A 16,717-nucleotide genomic window follows, 5' to 3' on the forward strand; every position below is an offset into this window, starting at 1 on the left:
TAAGGTCGGCGCGTTCACCTTCTCTCGGAGTTCCCATGCCCGCCCCCGTCCTATCCGGCCCGCAATATCTGCAAGAAGGCCTCAAGCTGGTCCTGAGTCCGGGCCTGCGTTTGTTCGTATTGTTGCCGCTGGCGATCAACCTCGTGTTGTTCATCGGCCTGATCTACCTGGCCGGCCATCAGTTCAGCCTGTGGGTCGACACCTTGATGCCGTCGCTGCCGGACTGGCTGAGTTTCCTCAGCTATATCCTCTGGCCCCTGTTCGTGGTGCTGGTGGTGCTGATGGTGTTTTTTACCTTCACGATGCTCGCCAACATCATCGCCGCGCCGTTCAACGGCTTTCTTGCGGAGAAGGTCGAGGTGGTGGTCCGTGGCACCGATGACTTCCCGGCCTTCAGTTGGGGTGAATTGGTCGCCATGATCCCACGCACCCTGGCCCGGGAGGCACGCAAGCTCGGCTATTTCCTGCCCCGTGCCCTGGGGTTGTTCGTGCTGTCGTTCATTCCCGTGGTCAACCTGGTGGCCGCGCCGCTGTGGCTGCTGTTCGGTGTGTGGATGATGGCGATCCAGTACATCGACTACCCGGCGGATAACCACAAGCTGGGCTGGAACGAAATGCTCGCCTGGTTGCGGCAGAAGCGCTGGCAGAGCCTGGGCTTTGGCGGCAGCGTGTACCTGGCGCTGCTGATCCCCGTGGTCAACATCCTGATGATGCCGGCGGCCGTGGCCGGGGCGACCTTGTTCTGGGTGCGCGAGCAAGGTGCCGAGACGGCGTTGGCCCGCCAAGGCTGAACCGGTCACAAATCCATCATCAAGGCGTCACACTGGCGAAATGGCCCCGGTCGACACTGGGGTCATGAGCACACACCTGCATATCACCCTCATCACTGAAACCTTCCCGCCGGAAATCAATGGCGTGGCCAATACCTTGGGCCGCTTGCACGAGGGTCTGCGCGCCCGAGGGCACCGGGTGGAGCTGGTGCGTCCGCGGCAGGCCACCGATCAGCGCCAGGCCAGTGACGAGTTGCTGTTGTGCCGGGGCTGGCCGCTGCCGGGATATCCGGGGTTGCAGTGGGGCCAGGTGTCCATGCACAAGCTGCTGCGGCGCTGGAAGCGTCAGCGGCCCGATGTGCTGTACATCGCCACCGAAGGACCGTTGGGTTTATCGGCGTTGCGGGCGGCGCGGCGCCTGGGCATCTCGGTGGTCAGCGGCTTCCACACCAATTTCCAGCAATACACCCGGCAGTACGGCCTCGGGCTGCTGAGTCGCGTGCTCACCCATTACCTGCGCTGGTTCCACAACCGCTCCAGCCTGACCCTGGTGCCCAGTCTCAGCCAGCAACTGGAACTGGAACGGCGGCATTTCGAGCGCGTTACGCTGTTGTCCCGCGGCGTGGACAGCCAGTTGTTCCATCCGGTCAAGCGCTCGATCACCCTGCGGGAAAGCTGGGGCCTGGGCGATGACGACATCGCCGTGCTCCACGTTGGGCGCCTGGCGCCGGAGAAGAACCTCGGCTTGCTCAAGCCTTGTTTCGACAGGCTGTGCAGTGCGTTCCCGGAGCGGCGGATGAAGCTGGTGGTGATCGGCGACGGCCCGCAACGGTCCGCCCTGGAGCAGGCATTGCCCGACGCGATCTTCTGCGGCACCCAACGTGGCGAGACGCTGGCCAGCCATTACGCCAGCGGGGATGTGTTTATCTTTCCGAGCCTGACCGAAACCTTCGGCAATGTCGTGCTGGAGGCCCTGGCGTCCGGGCTGGGCGTGGTGGCCTATGACCAGGCCGCTGCGGCACAGCACATCCGCCATGGCTACAACGGCGTGCTGGCGATGCCGGGGGATGAGGAGGCGTTCTGCGATGCGGCCCGCTGGCTGCTGGAGGAGCCCGAAGCGTTACGTTGCGTGAGGCTCAATGCCCGCCAGCATGCCAGTCGCCAGGGCTGGGCGTCGGTGATCGAGCAGTTCGAGGCGCAGTTGCGGGGGGCTTGCCAGGCCATATCGACACTGCCGCAGGCAGTGCCGCATCGCTGAAAGCATCGCGGGCAAGCCATGCCCCCCACAGGGTTATCAGCAGTTCACAAAATGACCTTTGCGCTGAAGATCCAATGTGGGAGCAAGGCTTGCCCGCGATGGCGTCGGTGCGGGCGACTCAAACCAGCGTCATCAACGCCTCACGGCTGAACGGCAAGATCTCCTGTTCCCGGCCTTCACGCACTTTCTGCGCCCAGTCCGGATCCACCAGCAGCGCACGGCCTACCGCCACCAGGTCGAATTCATCATTGTTCAGGCGCTCCAGGAGTTTCTCCAGGCTGGCCGGTTGCGCGACCTTGTCGGTGTTGACCATGAACTGCAGGAACTCGCCATCCAGGCCGACGCTGCCGACGGTGATGGTCGGTTTGCCGGTGAGCTTGCGGGTCCAGCCGGCCAGGTTCAGTTCAGAGCCGTCGAACTCCGCCTCCCAGAAGCGACGCGTCGAGCAGTGGAAGATATCCACGCCTGCATCGGACAACGGCTTGAGAAATTCGCCCAGGGCTTCGGGGGTCTGCACCAGGCGCGCCGTGTAATCCTGTTGTTTCCATTGGGAGAACCGGAAGATGATCGGGAATCCTTCGCCTACGGCGGCTCGCACGGCGCGGATCAATTCGATGGCGAAGCGCGAACGGTTGGCCAGGCTGCCGCCGTAGCCATCCGTGCGTTGGTTGCTGCCTTCCCAGAAGAACTGGTCCACCAGATAACCATGGGCGCCGTGGATCTCCACGCCATCCATGCCAATGCGCTGGGCGTCTTTCGCTGCTTGGGCGAAGGCGGCAATGACTTCGTCGATGTCTGCCTGGGTCATACCGTGGACCACCACCTGGCCGTCCTTGAGCTTCTCGGTCGGGCCATAACCCGGCACGCTGGCATCCGGCTCGGTTCCGGTGCGGCGCACACTGCCCACATGCCACAACTGTGGAACGATCTTGCCGCCTTCGGCATGCACTGCATCGACCACTTGCTTCCAGCCGGCGAGCGCTGCATCGCCGTAGAAGTGCGGAACGTTCGGATACCCATTGGAAGCCTTGTGCCCGACCGTCGTGCCTTCGGTGATGATCAAGCCAACCCCGGCCGCTGCGCGGCGACGGTAATACTCGATGACCTTGGCGTTCGGCACGCCACCCGGCGAAAAGGAGCGGGTCATCGGCGCCATCACCACCCGGGTCGGCAGCTCGAACGCACCGAGTTGGAAAGGTTTGAACAGGGCTTTTACAGGCATGGGGCACTCCACGGGCAGGATCGCAGGTCGATATGACGAGGATAATATGTGCCGTGGACGGGGCTGGGTAGCACTATTGATTGGAGTGATAAAGGCTTAAAAGGATGCGCAAAGGCGCCTGAAGGTGGGAGCAAAGCTTGCTCGCGAAGCAGGCACCCGATTTCTGAAAGGCCCCATCATCTTTATCGCGGGCAAGCCTTGCTCCCACAGCACGAGAGCAAGCCCCCTCGCCACAATGGGAAGATTCAGCCCAGCGCTTTTTCGATCGCCTGGATCACCGCCGGGTCATCCGGTGCCGTGCGCGGCGAGAAGCGGGCCAACACCCGGCCGTCCTTGCCGAGCAGGAACTTCTCGAAGTTCCAGGTAATGTCCCCGGGGAACTCGGCGCCCTCGCCCGCCAGCAGGCGGTAGAGTTGATGCCGGTCGTGACCGTTCACCTCCAGCTTGCTGGACAGCGGAAACGTCACGCCATAATTGTTGCTGCAGAACGCCTGGATTTCCTGCTCGGTACCGGGCTCTTGCCCGGCGAACTGATTGCAAGGCAGGCCCAGGATGCTGAAGCCCCTGGATTTGTACTGCTGATAGAGATTTTCCAGCGCAGCGTACTGAGGCGTCAGGCCACATTTGGAGGCAACGTTGACCACCAGCACGACTTGCCCCTTGAAAGGCGCCAGAGGGAGCTCCTGACCATCCAAGGCTTTCAGTTTAAGGTCGTGAAAAGCACTCATGACGAACTCCAAATTTGCAGATCTTCGAAACAACCGTGGCAGGTAACCGACTAAAAAAGGCGCCCATGGCGCCTTTCCGGTTCACTTCAGCGTAGCGCAGAAATCAGTGGTGATGACCACCTTCGCCATGGACGTGACCATGGGCAACTTCTTCCTGGCTGGCATCACGGATGTCGACAACCTTGACCTTGAAGTTCAGGCGTTGGCCGGCCAGCGGGTGATTGCCGTCTACAGTGACGTCGTCGCCGTCCAGGTCGCGGATGGTGACGATCTGCATCTGGCCATCCGGCGCCGACGCGTGGAACTGCATGCCCACTTCCAGCTCATCCACGCCTTCGAACATGCTGCGGCTCAGGGTGCTGACCAGTTCGGCAGAGTACTCGCCGTAGGCGTCTTCCGGTTCGACGGTCACGTTCAGCTCGTCACCGGTGGTTTTACCTTCCAGGGCTTTTTCCAGGCCCTGGATGATGTTGCCTGCGCCATGCAGGTAGACCAGCGGAGCGCCGCCGGCAGAGCTGTCGATGACCTCACCAGCGTCGTTGGTCAGGGTATAGTCGATGGAGACAGCCTTATTGGCGGCGATCAGCATGGGGCGAGACCTTTTGCATAAGAATGAAGAACGGACAAGTCTAAACAAGGATTTGCCCGAAAGCGAACGGAACCCTGACAAACGGGCTAGTGCACACAGACCGACGGTCACCGGTTTCCACCAGGATGAGGAGGGCCACTGGGTGGCCGAGCTGTCCTGTGGGCATACCCAGCACCTGCGCCACCAACCCCCCTGGCAATCCCGGGCATGGGTGCTGGATCCCACGCAACGTATTGAAAAAATAGGCCAGCCCTTTGATTGCGGCTGGTGTGCTCAGGCGCCGGTTAGCGGTAATCTTGATGACTGAATGAATGGTAGACGGCTATACACAGGCCTCGCCTTTGCCATGCTCCCTTAGAGAATTCGCATGCAAACTTTTTTTATCGCGCCCACCGATTTTGGTGTGGGCCTGACCTCCATCAGCCTCGGGCTGGTGCGTACCCTTGAACGGGCCGGGCTGAAGGTCGGTTTCTTCAAGCCAATCGCCCAGCCTCACCCCGGCGACACCGGCCCGGAACGCTCGACCGAATTGGTGGCCCGCACCCACGGCCTCAAACCGCCACAGCCGCTGGGCCTGTCTCACGTCGAGCGCATGCTCGGCGACGGCCAGCTCGATGAACTGCTGGAAGAAATCATTACGCTTTACCAGCAGGCGGCCATCGGCAAGGACGTACTGGTGGTCGAAGGCATGGTCCCGACACGCAACGCCAGTTACGCCGCCCGGGTCAACCTGCACCTGGCCAAGAGCCTGGACGCCGAAGTGATCCTGGTATCGGCGCCGGAAAACGAAGTGTTGACCGAGCTTTCCGGACGGGTTGAGTTGCAGGCGCAATTGTTCGGCGGGCCGAAAGACCCGAAAGTCCTCGGTGTGATCCTCAACAAGGTCCGCACCGACGAAAGCATGGAAGCGTTTTCCGCCCGGCTCAAGGAGCATTCGCCCTTGCTGCGCAGCGGCGACTTCCGCCTGCTGGGCTGCATTCCCTTCCGCCCCGAACTCAACGCCCCGCGCACCCGCGACGTGGCCGACCTGATGGGCGCCCAGGTGCTCAATGCCGGCGATTACGAAAGCCGGCGCATGAGCAACATCATCATTTGCGCCCGCACCATGCGCAATACCGTGGAACTGCTCAAGCCCGGCGTGCTGGTGGTGACGCCCGGCGATCGCGACGACATCATCCTGGCCGTGAGCCTGGCCGCCATCAACGGCGTGCCGCTGGCCGGCCTGTTGTTGACCAGCGATACCCTGCCCGACCCACGCATCATGGAGCTGTGCCGCGGCGCCCTGCAGGCCGGCCTGCCGGTGCTGTCGGTGAGCACGGGCTCCTATGACACCGCCAACCTCCTCAATGGCTTGAACAAGGAAATCCCGATCGACGACCGCGAACGTGCGGAGATCATCACCGATTTCGTTGCCAGCCACCTGGACGCCCAGTGGCTGCACCAGCGCTGCGGTACGCCGCGGGAAATGCGCCTGTCGCCGGCGGTGTTCCGCTATCAATTGATCCAGCGCGCCCAGGCCGCCAACAAGCGCATTGTCCTGCCGGAAGGCAGCGAACCGTTGACGGTCCAGGCCGCCGCCATTTGCCAGGCCCGTGGCATCGCCCGCTGCGTGCTGCTGGCCAAACCGGCCGACGTCGAGGCAGTGGCCCGCGCCCAGGGCATCGAATTGCCGCCGGGACTGGAGATTCTCGACCCGGATTCGATTCGCGAGCGTTACGTCGAACCGATGGTGCGGCTGCGCAAGAGCAAAAGCCTGAATGCCCCGATGGCCGAGCAGCAACTGGAAGACACCGTAGTGATCGGCACGATGATGCTGGCGCTGGACGAAGTCGACGGGCTGGTGTCCGGCGTTGTCCACTCCACCGCCAACACCATCCGTCCGGCCCTGCAGTTGATCAAGACCGCGCCGGGCTGCTCCCTGGTGTCGTCGGTGTTCTTCATGCTGTTTCCCGAGGAAGTGCTGGTCTATGGCGACTGCGTGATGAACCCGCATCCCAGCGCGGCGGAACTGGCGGAGATTGCCCTGCAAAGCGCCGACTCGGCCGCCGCGTTCGGCATCACGCCACGGGTGGCGATGCTCAGCTATTCCAGCGGCGAATCGGCCAGCGGCGAGGAAGTGGAGAAAGTCCGCGAAGCCACCCTGCTGGCCCACGAGGCGCAGCAGGGTTTGTTGATCGACGGCCCGCTGCAATACGACGCCGCCGCCAACGAAACCGTGGCGCGGCAACTGGCGCCCAACAGCCAGGTGGCCGGGCGAGCGACGGTATTCATCTTCCCGGACCTGAACACCGGTAACACCACCCACAAGGCCGTTCAACGCAGTGCCGATTGCGTCAGCCTCGGCCCGATGCTCCAGGGCCTGCGCAAACCGGTGAACGACTTGCCCCGTGGCGCCCAGGTCGATGACATCGTGTACACCATCGCCCTCACCGCGATCCAAGCCGCCAACCGACCCATGGACATTTAAATGCTGGATTTCCTGCCTGCCCCAGTGCGAGGCGTCATCGCCTCGCTGCTGTTGGCGCTCAATACCATTGCCTGCTGCACACCGCTGTTCATCGTGGCGATCTTCAAGCTTCTGCTGCCCTTTCCCGCCGCCCAACGCTTCACCGACTGGCTGATGAGCCACATCCATGAAGCCTGGATCAGCAACAACAAGGCCTGGATGAACCTGCTGCGCCGCACCCGCTGGCACCTCAGCGGCCTGGAGGGCCTGGATTACCAGCACTCGTACCTGATCACCAGCAATCATCAGAGCTGGGTCGACATCATGGTGCTGCAGTACGTGCTCAATCGCCGCGTCCGCCCGCTGAAGTTCTTTCTCAAGCAGGAGCTGATCTGGGTGCCGGTGATCGGCCTGGCCTGGTGGGCACTGGGGTTCCCGTTCATGAAGCGCTACTCCAAGGCCTATCTGGAAAAGCATCCGGAAAAGAAAGGCAAGGACCTGGAAACCACCCGCAAGACCTGCGCGAAGTTTCGCAACAATCCAGTGGGCATTTTCAATTTCGCCGAAGGCACGCGCTTCACCGAGGGCAAGCATGCCCAGCAGCAGTCACCGTTTCGCTACCTGCTCAAGCCCAAGGCCGGCGGCATCGCGTTTGTGCTCGATGCCATGGGTGAACAGTTGGAGTCGATTATCAACGTGACCATCCACTACCCCGGCGGCCGTCCGGGGTATTGGGATCTGCTCTGCGGTAACGTTGGAGAAGTGGTGGTGCATTTTCAGGAACTGCCGATCCCGCCGCAATTCATCGGGAAGAACTACGACCAGGACGGCGCCTATCGCCTGGAGTTCCAGGGCTGGATCAACCAGCTGTGGCAGGACAAGGATGCGCTGCTGGAGCAGATGCATCGCGAGTACCCCGGTAAATCTTGAGGTGTCTGTAATGGCCTCATCGCGAGCAAGCTCGGCTCCCACAGGGATTGTTGGTGAACAGTTCGCATCAATCCCTGTGGGAGCCGAGCTTGCTCGCGATAGCGTCCCTCCAGACAACAAAAAAGCCCGCCGATGATCACTCATCGGCGGGCTTTTTCATTGCCAGAAGCGCTTAGATCGCGCCGCGACCGCGCAGCAGATCCAGCACCTGCTTGACGCTCTCTTCCAGTGTCAGCGACTGGGTGTCGATCACCAGATCGGCGTCCAGCGGCACGTCATACGGGAAGGACTCGCCCGGGATGTTGTCGCCAGCAGCGGCGTACAGCCCTTGCGGATCACGCTGGGCACACACCGCAGGCGAGGCCTGGACGTAGACCGTCAGCAGACGCTCCCTGCCGATCAGGTCCTTGGCCTGCTCACGCCCTTCGGCACTCGGTGCAACGAATGCCGCCAGGGTCAGCAGACCGGCTTCGTTGAACTGACGGGCCACGTGAGCCGCACGGCGCCAATTCTCGGTGCGTCCGGCACGGTCTTGCGGCAAGCCCTTGTTCAGGTCATGGCGCAGGTTCTGGCCGTCGAGGACAAAGACCGCACGGCCCATGTCGAACAGCTTGCGTTCCACGGCGTAAGCCAATGTGCTCTTGCCGGCGCCTGAAAGACCGCTGAACAGCACCGTTGCCGGCTGCTGACCGAAGCGTTGGGTGCGTTCTTCAACCGACACATGGGCGAGCTTGCCGTGGTGCGTGCTGCTGCCATGGGACAGCGGCTGGGCTACGATCATGCCGGCGCCGACAGTGCCATTGGTCAGGCGGTCGATGACGATGAACGCGCCGGTGGTGCGGTTGCTCTCGTAACCGTCCAGGGCAATCGGCGCATCCAGGGCAATCTTCACCTTGCCGATTTCGTTGAGCTGCAGCGCACTGGCCGGGCCCTCTTCGAGGGTGTTCACGTCGACCCGGTTGACGATGCTGGCAATGGAACCCGGCACGTAGCTGGTCGCACGCTTGATGTCGTATTTCTTGCCCGGCAGCATCGGCTCCTCGGCCATCCACACCAGCATCGCTTCGAAGCTGTCGGTGACCGGCGGGACGTTGTCGGCATGCACCAACAGGTCGCCCCGGGAGATGTCGATCTCGTCTTCCATGGTCAGGGTCACGGCCTGGCCCGGGCCCGCCTGCTCCAGCTCACCTTCGAAGGTGACGATGGATTTGACCCGGCTGCTCTTGCCCGATGGCAACACCACCACTTCGTCGCCCTTGTGCACGATGCCGCTGGCCAGGGTGCCGGCGAAACCGCGGAAGTTCAGGTTCGGACGATTGACGTACTGCACCGGGAAGCGCAGGTCGGTGAAGTTGCGGTCGCCCGCCACTTCCACGGTCTCGAGGATTTCCATCAGCGACTGGCCGGTGTACCACGGCGAGCGCTCGGACCTGTTCACCACGTTGTCGCCCTTGAGGGCGGACATCGGCACGAAGTGCATGCTCGAAGGTTTCATCTTCAGGCCTTCGGCGAACTTCAGGTAGTCGGCCTTGATCGACTCGAACACACCCTGGTCGAAGTCCTTGAGGTCCATCTTGTTGATGGCCACGACGATGTGCTTGATGCCCAGCAACGAGGCAATGAAGCTGTGGCGACGGGTCTGGGTCTGCACGCCGTAGCGGGCGTCCACCAGAATGATCGCCAGGTCACAGGTGGAGGCACCGGTGGCCATGTTGCGGGTGTACTGCTCATGGCCGGGGGTGTCGGCGATGATGAACTTGCGTTTGGCGGTGGAGAAATAGCGGTACGCGACATCGATAGTGATGCCCTGTTCGCGCTCGGCCTGCAGACCGTCGACCAGCAACGCCAGGTCGATGTCGTCACCGGTGGTGCCGACTTTCTTCGAGTCGCGGGTAATGGCTTCCAGGTGATCTTCGTAGATCATCTTGGAGTCGTGCAGCAGGCGCCCGATCAGGGTGCTCTTGCCGTCGTCGACGTTACCGCAGGTCAGGAAGCGCAACAGCTCCTTGCGCTCGTGCTGGCCCAGGTAGGCGAGGATGTCCTCGCTGATCAAATCAGATTGGTGGCTCATTGCATTCAAGCTCCGAGCTGTAAGCTTCAAGCGGCAAGCTTGTCGGCGTACAGCTAGTCAGAAATTTTGTTGATCAACCCGCCCAGCATTCGAGAAAGCTCGCGGGTTTCCATAACCCAGTTTTCAGCCAGCGAATCTGCGACGTAAGCAATATCCCGAGCAATAAGGATTTGGGTACGCAGCTCCCCGCAGGAACCTTTCGCAACCCAAAGGAAATAAATTTTCTCTTTGGCATTACGGCGCTCCATACCTTCAGCAATATTGGAAGGCACCGAAAGTGCCGAGCGGGTGATTTGATCCTTGAATCCAAAATCCCCACATCGCGCAAACTCTCTATAGATCCCTACCGCCAAATCCTTACTTCGCTGCCAAACAATCAGTTTCTCGAAATCCATTGCGAGCCATCCAATCCGGCTCGCAGCACCGTCTGCAAGCACCAAGCTGGGAAGTTACGCATTCCGCCCTTAACTTGCAGCTTGCCGCTTGTAACTCGAAGCTTAAAAGTAACCCTGACGTTTCTTATCTTCCATCGAGCCTGCGCCATCGTGGTCGATGACCCGGCCCTGGCGCTCGGAAGTTCGCGTCAGGAGCATTTCCTGAATGATGTCCGTCAGGCTTTCGGCCTCGGACTCCACCGCGCCCGTCAACGGGTAGCAGCCAAGGGTACGGAAACGCACTTTTTTCTTGACGATACGGGCCTTCTCTTCCTCCGACAGGTGCTCGAGGATGCGCTCGTCGTCGATCATGATCAGCGTGCCGTTCTTCTCGATCACTTCGCGCTCGGCGGCGAAGTACAGCGGCACGATTGGAATGCCTTCGAGGTAGATGTACTGCCAGATGTCCAACTCGGTCCAGTTCGACAACGGGAAGACGCGGATCGACTCGCCCTTGTTGACCTTGCCGTTGTAGACGTTCCACAGCTCCGGGCGCTGGTTCTTCGGGTCCCAGCGGTGCTTGCTGTCGCGGAAGGAGTAGACGCGCTCCTTGGCACGGGACTTCTCTTCATCACGACGGGCACCGCCGAACGCTGCGTCGAAACCATACTTGTCCAGGGCCTGCTTCAGGCCTTCGGTCTTCATGATGTCGGTGTGCTTGGCACTGCCGTGGGTGAAGGGGTTGATGCCCTGCGCCACGCCGTCCGGGTTCACGTGAGTGATCAGGTCCAGGCCCATTTCCTCGACCATGCGATCGCGGAACTTGTACATTTCCTGGAATTTCCAGCGGGTGTCGACGTGCATCACCGGAAACGGCAGCTTGCCGGGGAAGAATGCCTTGCGTGCCAGGTGCAGCATCACGGCGGAGTCTTTACCGATGGAGTACAGCATCACCGGGTTGTCGAACTCGGCGGCCACCTCGCGGATGATGTGGATGCTTTCCGCCTCCAGCTGTTTCAGATGCGTCAGTTTGTCGACCATGGCTACTCACGAAAACTTTCTTATGAACGGCCAGCGGGCCGTGTTCGAGCGAAGAATCCTAGCACAGCGACCTCTTCTAATCAGGGCGCCAACTAGATCGAAACAGCATATGGATATGCCCGGTGGTTCGGCCATCGCAATACCCTTTGTGGGAGCGAGCCTGCTCGCGATTGCGATGGATCAGCTAGCGAAGATGCAGACTGGGCCACCGCTATCGCGAGCAGGCTCGCTCCCACAAGGGCTCCCAATTGCCTCAAATCGGATTCGGGCAATCGATGAAGATGTGTTCCAGGGCAAAGCGTCGCGCCAGGTAATCGCCCAGCGCCTGTACACCATAGCGTTCGGTCGCATGATGGCCGGCGGCAATGAAGCTGATGCCGTTTTCCCGGGCGCTGTGGAAGGTCTGTTCCGATGCCTCGCCACTGAGGTACAGGTCGACCCCGGCCGTCACCGCCTGATCGATATAGCCCTGGCCGCCGCCGGTGCACCAGCCGACCCGGCGGATCATCTGCTCCCCTTCGATCAACAACGGCTCGCGGCCCATGACTTCCTGGACCTTGCGGGCGAAATCCCGAGGCGTCATCGGCTCGGACAAGGAGCCGACCAAGCCGACGATCTTGGGATTTTCCGGGTCCAGCGGCCCTTCGACGGTGATGTCCAGTTGGCGGGCCAGTTGCGCGTTATTGCCGACCTCGGGGTGCAGGTCCAGCGGCAAATGGTAGGCCAGCAGGCTGATATCGTGCTTGAGCAGGGTTTTCAGGCGACGCTGCTTCATGCCTGTGATGCAAGGGTTCTCGCCCTTCCAGAAGTAACCGTGATGCACCAGCACCAGGTCGGCCTCGGCTTCCACCGCCGCGTCGAGCAATGCCTGGCTGGCGGTCACCCCGCTGACGATGCGCATCACCTGGGGCGCGCCTTCGACCTGCAGGCCGTTGGGGCAGTAATCGGCAATCCGGCTGCTTGCCAGGTAACGGTCCGCTTCTTCAACCAGGGTGCTCAGGGCTACGGCCATGAAAAGACTCCTAAATATCCCGTTCCGAGGCGCGCGCGGCCTCGTATAATGCGCGACATTATGGGCGGTCTCATTCCGCCTGCAACTTTTGTAGGACGTGATAGATGCTCAAGGCGCTGCGTTTTTCCGGCTGGCCGCTGTTGGCCGGCGTGCTTGTCGCACTACTGATTATCCAGCGTTACCCCGAATGGGTCGGCCTGCCGAGCCTCGATGTCAATCTGCAGCAGGCGCCACAGAGCAAGGCATTGTTGCAGGGGCCGGTGTCCTATGCCGACGCCGTGACCATCGCCGCGCCGGCCGTGGTCAATCTGTACACCACCAAAGTCATCAACAAGCCCAGCCATCCGCTGTTCGAGGATCCGCAATTCCGACGCTTCTTCGGCGACAACTCGCCCAAGCAGAAACGCATGGAATCGAGCCTGGGGTCGGGCGTGATCATGAGCCCCGAAGGCTACCTGCTGACCAACAACCACGTCACCAGCGGTGCCGACCAGATCGTGGTAGCCCTCAAGGATGGCCGCGAGACCCTGGCCCGGGTGATCGGCAGCGACCCGGAAACCGACCTCGCGGTACTGAAGATCGACCTCAAGAATCTGCCGGCCATCACTATCGGTCGCTCCGACAGCATCCGCATCGGTGACGTCGCCCTCGCCATTGGTAACCCCTTCGGTGTCGGCCAGACCGTGACCATGGGCATCATCAGTGCCACCGGGCGTAACCAGTTGGGGTTGAACAACTACGAAGACTTCATCCAGACCGATGCCGCGATCAACCCCGGCAACTCTGGCGGCGCGCTGGTGGATGCCAACGGCAACCTCACCGGGATCAACACGGCGATCTTCTCCAAGTCCGGCGGCAGCCAGGGCATCGGTTTCGCCATCCCGGTGAAACTGGCGATGGAAGTGATGAAATCCATCATCGAGCATGGCCAGGTGATTCGTGGTTGGCTGGGCATCGAAGTGCAACCGCTGACCCAGGAGCTGGCAGAGTCCTTCGGTTTGTCCGGCCGGCCTGGCATCGTGGTGGCGGGGATTTTCCGCGATGGCCCGGCCCAGAAGGCCGGTCTGCAACTGGGTGATGTGATCTTGAGCATCGACGGCGAACCGGCCGGCGATGGCCGTCGCTCGATGAACCAGGTCGCGCGAATCAAACCCACCGACAAAGTCACCATTCAGGTGATGCGCAATGGCAAGGAGCTCAAGCTCACCGCCGAAATCGGCCTGCGCCCACCGCCCGCGCCGATAGCGGTCAAGGAAGAGCAGTAACCGGCTCAGATTCCCTCGCCAAAAAAGCCTGACTGTCTGAAAATTTAATGAGAAGCACAGATAGCATAAATTCTCATTAGTAGTGTTATATTGTTTCAATTAAACAATTGGAACAACATAACATGTCATCCCTAAAACGGATTTCCCTCGCCAGCCTGGCCTTGGGTCTGCTGGGCGACCCGGCCTTTGCCGAGGAAACCCAGCCCCTGGAACTGGACGCCATCAGCGTCACGACCGACTACGAATCCCCCACCGGGCCGGTGAAAGGTTATCGCGCCACCCGCTCCGCCAGCGCGACCAAAACCGACACGGCCCTGCGGGACATTCCTCAATCCATCAGCGTAATCCCGGCTGACGTTCTCAAGGACCTGGGCAGCCCCAGCGTCGAACGCGCACTGGAGTTTGCCGGCGGTGTATCGAAACAGAACAACTTCGGCGGCCTGACGCTCTACGAGTACAGCGTACGCGGCTTCACGACGTCGGAGTTCTACAAAGACGGCTTCAGCGCCAACCGCGGCTACCCGAGCACGCCGGACGCCGCCAACATCGAACGCATCGAGGTATTGAAGGGGCCGGCGGCCAGCCTCTATGGGCGAGGCGATCCAGGAGGCACGGTCAACATCGTCACCAAGAAACCCCAGCCCGAAGCCTTCACCACCCTGCAGACCAGCGCCGGCAGTTGGGACCGCTATCGCACCGCGCTGGACGTCAACACGCCACTGGACGCCGAAGGCACCTTGTTGTCGAGGGTGAACCTGGCGGTGGAGGACAATCACAGCTTTCGCGATCACGTCGACAGCCAGCGGGTATTCGTGGCGCCCTCGATCAGTTGGCAACTGAGTCCCGACACACGCCTGTTGGTGGAGAGTGAAATCGTGCGCCACAGCTCGACGTTCGACCGGGGCATCGTCGCACCAGGTAATCGCTGGAGCGGCATGTCCCGCTCGACCTTCCTGGGCGAACCCAACGACGGTGACATCGACAACCACAACAACATGCTCCAGGCCGCCCTCGAGCACCAGCTCAACGACACCTGGCAACTGCGCCTGGCCAGTCATTACAAACAAGGCGAACTCTGGGGCTTCGCCTCTGAAGCACGTCCGTTGAATGCCGATGGCCGCACCGTCAACCGCCGTTACCGCGAACGCGACAACGACTGGCACGACAGCATCACCCAGTTGGAACTGCGTGGCCTGTTCGATTTGGGGCCGTGGCAGCACGAACTGCTGATCGGCAGCGAATACGAGGATTACCGCAAGAACGAGCGCGTCACCACCATCAACGGCGGCACCTACCCCATCGACATCTATCAGCCCATTTATGGCCAGCCCAAACCCAACGGGCTGCGCACCGGCACGGATTTCTTCGAGCATGTCCAAAGCCGTGCGTTGAATCTTCAGGACCAGATCATCTTCACCGACAAACTGCGAGGCATGCTCGGCGTGCGCTACGAGCATTTCGAGCAAAGCATCGATGATCACACCACCCAGCTCACCAGCCGCCAGCGTCACGATGCCCTGACGCAACGGGCCGGCCTGCTGTACCAACTGACGCCTGAAGTCGGACTGTTCGCCAACGCCTCCACCTCGTTCAAACCCAACAACGGCCTAGATGCCGACGGCAAGACCTTCGACCCGGAGGAAGGCGTCGGCTATGAAGCCGGGATCAAGAGCGAGCTGTTCGACCATCGCCTGAGCACCACCCTGGCGGCCTTCCATATCGAGAAGGAAAACGTCCTGGCGCTGGATCCCGGCAGCAATACCAGCCGCGCCATGGGCAAGGCTCGTAGCCAGGGGTTCGATCTGCAGGTCAGCGGGCAACTGACCGACGCCGTCCGCGTGATCGGAGCCTTTGCCTACATCGATGCCGAAGTGACCCAGGGAGACAAGAGCATCCCCACCGGCAGCCGGATCCTCGGCGTGGCCAAGCGCAGCGGCAGTCTGCTGGGCGTGTATGAATTCCAGGACGGACGCCTGCGCGGCTCGGATGTCGGCGCGGCGTTCACTTACGTGGGGGATCGCTCGGGCGAAGCGGGCAAGGATTTCGAGCTGCCGGCTTACCACACCGTGGATCTGCTGGCTCATTACAAGGCCAGCGATCAGGTCACCGTGGGCCTGAACCTGAACAACGTCTTCGACGAAAAATACTACGAGCGCTCCTACAGCAACTACTGGGTCAATCCCGGCGAGCCGCGCAACTTCACCGTCAGTCTCACCCTCGATCTATAAAAAGGAAAACCGGTATGAAACACCCCAAGACTCTCGCCCTGCTCGGCCTGTTCCTGGCGACACAAGCTTCGGCCCATGGTTTGTGGACCGAACAACGGCGCGGCAACATTGAAGTGATCTACGGTCACGGCGCCGAGGACAATGCATTCAAGGCGCAGAAAATCAGCGGGGCCTGGGCCTATGATAGGGGCGGCAAGATGATCCCGGTCACGGTGCAACGCCTGCCCGACCATGCGCGCCTGCAACCGCTCAAGCCTCCGGCGGTGCTCGCGGTGGCGCTGGACAATGGCATGTGGTCCCAGACCGTCGACAAGAAGTGGATCAACGAAGGTCGCAGCAAAGTGCCCGGCGCGATCGAATCGACCCATACCTTCAAGTACAGCCTGGCCATCTATGAGCCCGGAGCGAAGCTGCCGAAGCTGGACTCGATCAAGTTCGTGATCCTGCCGGACGTCGACCCGCTGACCGTAGGTCCCGGCCAGCCACTGCCGGTACGGGTCCTGCTGGATGGCAAGCCTGCGGCCGGGGTAAAACTGGTGGGCGATTACCGCAGCGCGCCGGACACCGTCTCCACGGAAACCGATGCCGATGGTCGGGCCCAGGTGCTGGTGCGCAATGAAGGCTTGAACGTCATCGCCGCGCAGATGGAAATCCCGCTCAAGGATGACAAGGACGTGGCGACCCGTGGCGTATTTACTTCGCTGACATTCCTTGGCGAGCCGCATCACGAATGAGGCCCTGAACACGCAGAACACTCCTGTGGGAGCGAGCCTGCTCGCGATA

At 61.4% G+C, this 16,717-nt stretch carries 15 protein-coding genes; 8 read left to right on the plus strand and 7 right to left on the minus strand.

Annotated elements, in window-relative coordinates; all coding sequences use genetic code 11:
- Window positions 1-35: 35 nt before the first annotated feature.
- On the plus strand, window positions 36-791 hold the full coding sequence (cysZ, locus tag CGA22_RS09915; protein ID WP_041022400.1) for a sulfate transporter CysZ: 756 nt from the start codon (window positions 36-38) through the stop codon (window positions 789-791).
- 40 nt (window positions 792-831) lie between these two features.
- The gene (locus CGA22_RS09920) at window positions 832-2,028 is read left to right on the plus strand and encodes a glycosyltransferase family 4 protein (RefSeq protein ID WP_041022401.1); all 1,197 of its coding nucleotides are present in this window, start codon (window positions 832-834) and stop codon (window positions 2,026-2,028) included.
- Between the two features lie 118 nt (window positions 2,029-2,146).
- Here the strand turns inward: CGA22_RS09920 and CGA22_RS09925 are convergent, their stop codons facing one another.
- From CGA22_RS09925 to CGA22_RS09935, 3 genes are all read right to left on the minus strand, one after another.
- Complete coding sequence (locus tag CGA22_RS09925) at window positions 2,147-3,250, minus strand: NADH:flavin oxidoreductase (RefSeq protein ID WP_041022402.1); 1,104 nt, start codon at window positions 3,248-3,250, stop codon at window positions 2,147-2,149.
- Between the two features lie 245 nt (window positions 3,251-3,495).
- Complete coding sequence (locus CGA22_RS09930) at window positions 3,496-3,978, minus strand: glutathione peroxidase (RefSeq protein WP_024777508.1); 483 nt, start codon at window positions 3,976-3,978, stop codon at window positions 3,496-3,498.
- A gap of 103 nt (window positions 3,979-4,081) precedes the next feature.
- Window positions 4,082-4,567 (minus strand): peptidylprolyl isomerase, encoded by a 486-nt coding sequence (locus tag CGA22_RS09935; RefSeq protein ID WP_024777507.1) that lies wholly within the window; start codon window positions 4,565-4,567, stop codon window positions 4,082-4,084.
- Here CGA22_RS09935 and CGA22_RS09940 point away from each other — a divergent pair.
- From CGA22_RS09940 to CGA22_RS09950, 3 genes are read left to right on the plus strand one after another with little or no spacing between them, the layout of a single operon-like run.
- The gene (locus CGA22_RS09940; RefSeq protein ID WP_084213753.1) at window positions 4,536-4,874 is read left to right on the plus strand and encodes a DUF3565 domain-containing protein; all 339 of its coding nucleotides are present in this window, start codon (window positions 4,536-4,538) and stop codon (window positions 4,872-4,874) included. The genes CGA22_RS09935 and CGA22_RS09940 overlap by 32 nt on opposite strands.
- Window positions 4,875-4,934: 60 nt before the next feature.
- Window positions 4,935-7,034: a phosphate acetyltransferase gene (gene pta / locus CGA22_RS09945; protein WP_041022403.1), complete on the plus strand. Its 2,100-nt coding sequence runs from the start codon at window positions 4,935-4,937 to the stop codon at window positions 7,032-7,034.
- Window positions 7,035-7,943 carry an acyltransferase gene (locus CGA22_RS09950; protein WP_041022404.1) on the plus strand — a complete coding sequence of 303 codons (909 nt, stop codon included), beginning with the start codon at window positions 7,035-7,037 and terminating at the stop codon, window positions 7,941-7,943.
- Window positions 7,944-8,115: 172 nt separating this feature from the next.
- On the opposite strand, the gene cysN is transcribed toward CGA22_RS09950, so the two are convergent.
- From cysN to CGA22_RS09970, 4 genes are all read right to left on the minus strand, one after another.
- On the minus strand, window positions 8,116-10,014 hold the full coding sequence (gene cysN / locus CGA22_RS09955) for a sulfate adenylyltransferase subunit CysN (RefSeq protein WP_041020850.1): 1,899 nt from the start codon (window positions 10,012-10,014) through the stop codon (window positions 8,116-8,118).
- A 53-nt stretch (window positions 10,015-10,067) separates the two neighbouring features.
- On the minus strand, window positions 10,068-10,409 hold the full coding sequence (locus tag CGA22_RS09960) for a four helix bundle protein (protein WP_041020851.1): 342 nt from the start codon (window positions 10,407-10,409) through the stop codon (window positions 10,068-10,070).
- Between the two features lie 102 nt (window positions 10,410-10,511).
- Window positions 10,512-11,429, minus strand: coding sequence for a sulfate adenylyltransferase subunit CysD (gene cysD, locus CGA22_RS09965; protein ID WP_041020852.1), 918 nt, complete (start codon window positions 11,427-11,429; stop codon window positions 10,512-10,514).
- A gap of 253 nt (window positions 11,430-11,682) precedes the next feature.
- The gene (locus tag CGA22_RS09970; protein WP_041020853.1) at window positions 11,683-12,441 is read right to left on the minus strand and encodes a Nif3-like dinuclear metal center hexameric protein; all 759 of its coding nucleotides are present in this window, start codon (window positions 12,439-12,441) and stop codon (window positions 11,683-11,685) included.
- A 104-nt stretch (window positions 12,442-12,545) separates the two neighbouring features.
- Here CGA22_RS09970 and algW point away from each other — a divergent pair, with 104 nt between their 5' ends.
- The 3 genes from algW to CGA22_RS09985 all read left to right on the plus strand — a co-directional run bounded on the left by algW (window position 12,546) and on the right by CGA22_RS09985 (window position 16,668).
- Window positions 12,546-13,706, plus strand: coding sequence for a Do family serine endopeptidase AlgW (gene algW / locus CGA22_RS09975; RefSeq protein WP_041020854.1), 1,161 nt, complete (start codon window positions 12,546-12,548; stop codon window positions 13,704-13,706).
- Window positions 13,707-13,828: 122 nt separating this feature from the next.
- Entirely contained in the window at window positions 13,829-15,934 is a 2,106-nt protein-coding gene (locus CGA22_RS09980) for a TonB-dependent siderophore receptor (RefSeq protein WP_041020855.1), read from the plus strand.
- 14 nt (window positions 15,935-15,948) lie between these two features.
- A complete protein-coding gene (locus CGA22_RS09985; protein WP_041020856.1) occupies window positions 15,949-16,668 on the plus strand; it encodes a DUF4198 domain-containing protein in 720 nt (239 codons plus the stop codon).
- Window positions 16,669-16,717 lie beyond the last annotated feature (49 nt).

Source organism: Pseudomonas sp. PSB18 (assembly GCF_014596565.1).
Taxonomy (GTDB): Bacteria; Pseudomonadota; Gammaproteobacteria; order Pseudomonadales; family Pseudomonadaceae; genus Aquipseudomonas.

Excerpts from the sequence above, each read along its gene's own strand:
- cysZ (WP_041022400.1), top strand. The coding sequence starts at position 36 with ATGCCCGCCCCCGTCCTATCCGGCCCGCAATATCTGCAAGAAGGCCTC.
- CGA22_RS09920 (WP_041022401.1), top strand. The coding sequence starts at position 832 with ATGGCCCCGGTCGACACTGGGGTCATGAGCACACACCTGCATATCACC.
- CGA22_RS09925 (WP_041022402.1), bottom strand. The coding sequence starts at position 3,250 with ATGCCTGTAAAAGCCCTGTTCAAACCTTTCCAACTCGGTGCGTTCGAG.
- CGA22_RS09930 (WP_024777508.1), bottom strand. The coding sequence starts at position 3,978 with ATGAGTGCTTTTCACGACCTTAAACTGAAAGCCTTGGATGGTCAGGAG.
- CGA22_RS09940 (WP_084213753.1), top strand. The coding sequence starts at position 4,536 with ATGGAGACAGCCTTATTGGCGGCGATCAGCATGGGGCGAGACCTTTTG.
- CGA22_RS09935 (WP_024777507.1), bottom strand. The coding sequence starts at position 4,567 with ATGCTGATCGCCGCCAATAAGGCTGTCTCCATCGACTATACCCTGACC.
- pta (WP_041022403.1), top strand. The coding sequence starts at position 4,935 with ATGCAAACTTTTTTTATCGCGCCCACCGATTTTGGTGTGGGCCTGACC.
- CGA22_RS09950 (WP_041022404.1), top strand. The coding sequence starts at position 7,035 with ATGCTGGATTTCCTGCCTGCCCCAGTGCGAGGCGTCATCGCCTCGCTG.
- cysN (WP_041020850.1), bottom strand. The coding sequence starts at position 10,014 with ATGAGCCACCAATCTGATTTGATCAGCGAGGACATCCTCGCCTACCTG.
- CGA22_RS09960 (WP_041020851.1), bottom strand. The coding sequence starts at position 10,409 with ATGGATTTCGAGAAACTGATTGTTTGGCAGCGAAGTAAGGATTTGGCG.
- cysD (WP_041020852.1), bottom strand. The coding sequence starts at position 11,429 with ATGGTCGACAAACTGACGCATCTGAAACAGCTGGAGGCGGAAAGCATC.
- CGA22_RS09970 (WP_041020853.1), bottom strand. The coding sequence starts at position 12,441 with ATGGCCGTAGCCCTGAGCACCCTGGTTGAAGAAGCGGACCGTTACCTG.
- algW (WP_041020854.1), top strand. The coding sequence starts at position 12,546 with ATGCTCAAGGCGCTGCGTTTTTCCGGCTGGCCGCTGTTGGCCGGCGTG.
- CGA22_RS09980 (WP_041020855.1), top strand. The coding sequence starts at position 13,829 with ATGTCATCCCTAAAACGGATTTCCCTCGCCAGCCTGGCCTTGGGTCTG.
- CGA22_RS09985 (WP_041020856.1), top strand. The coding sequence starts at position 15,949 with ATGAAACACCCCAAGACTCTCGCCCTGCTCGGCCTGTTCCTGGCGACA.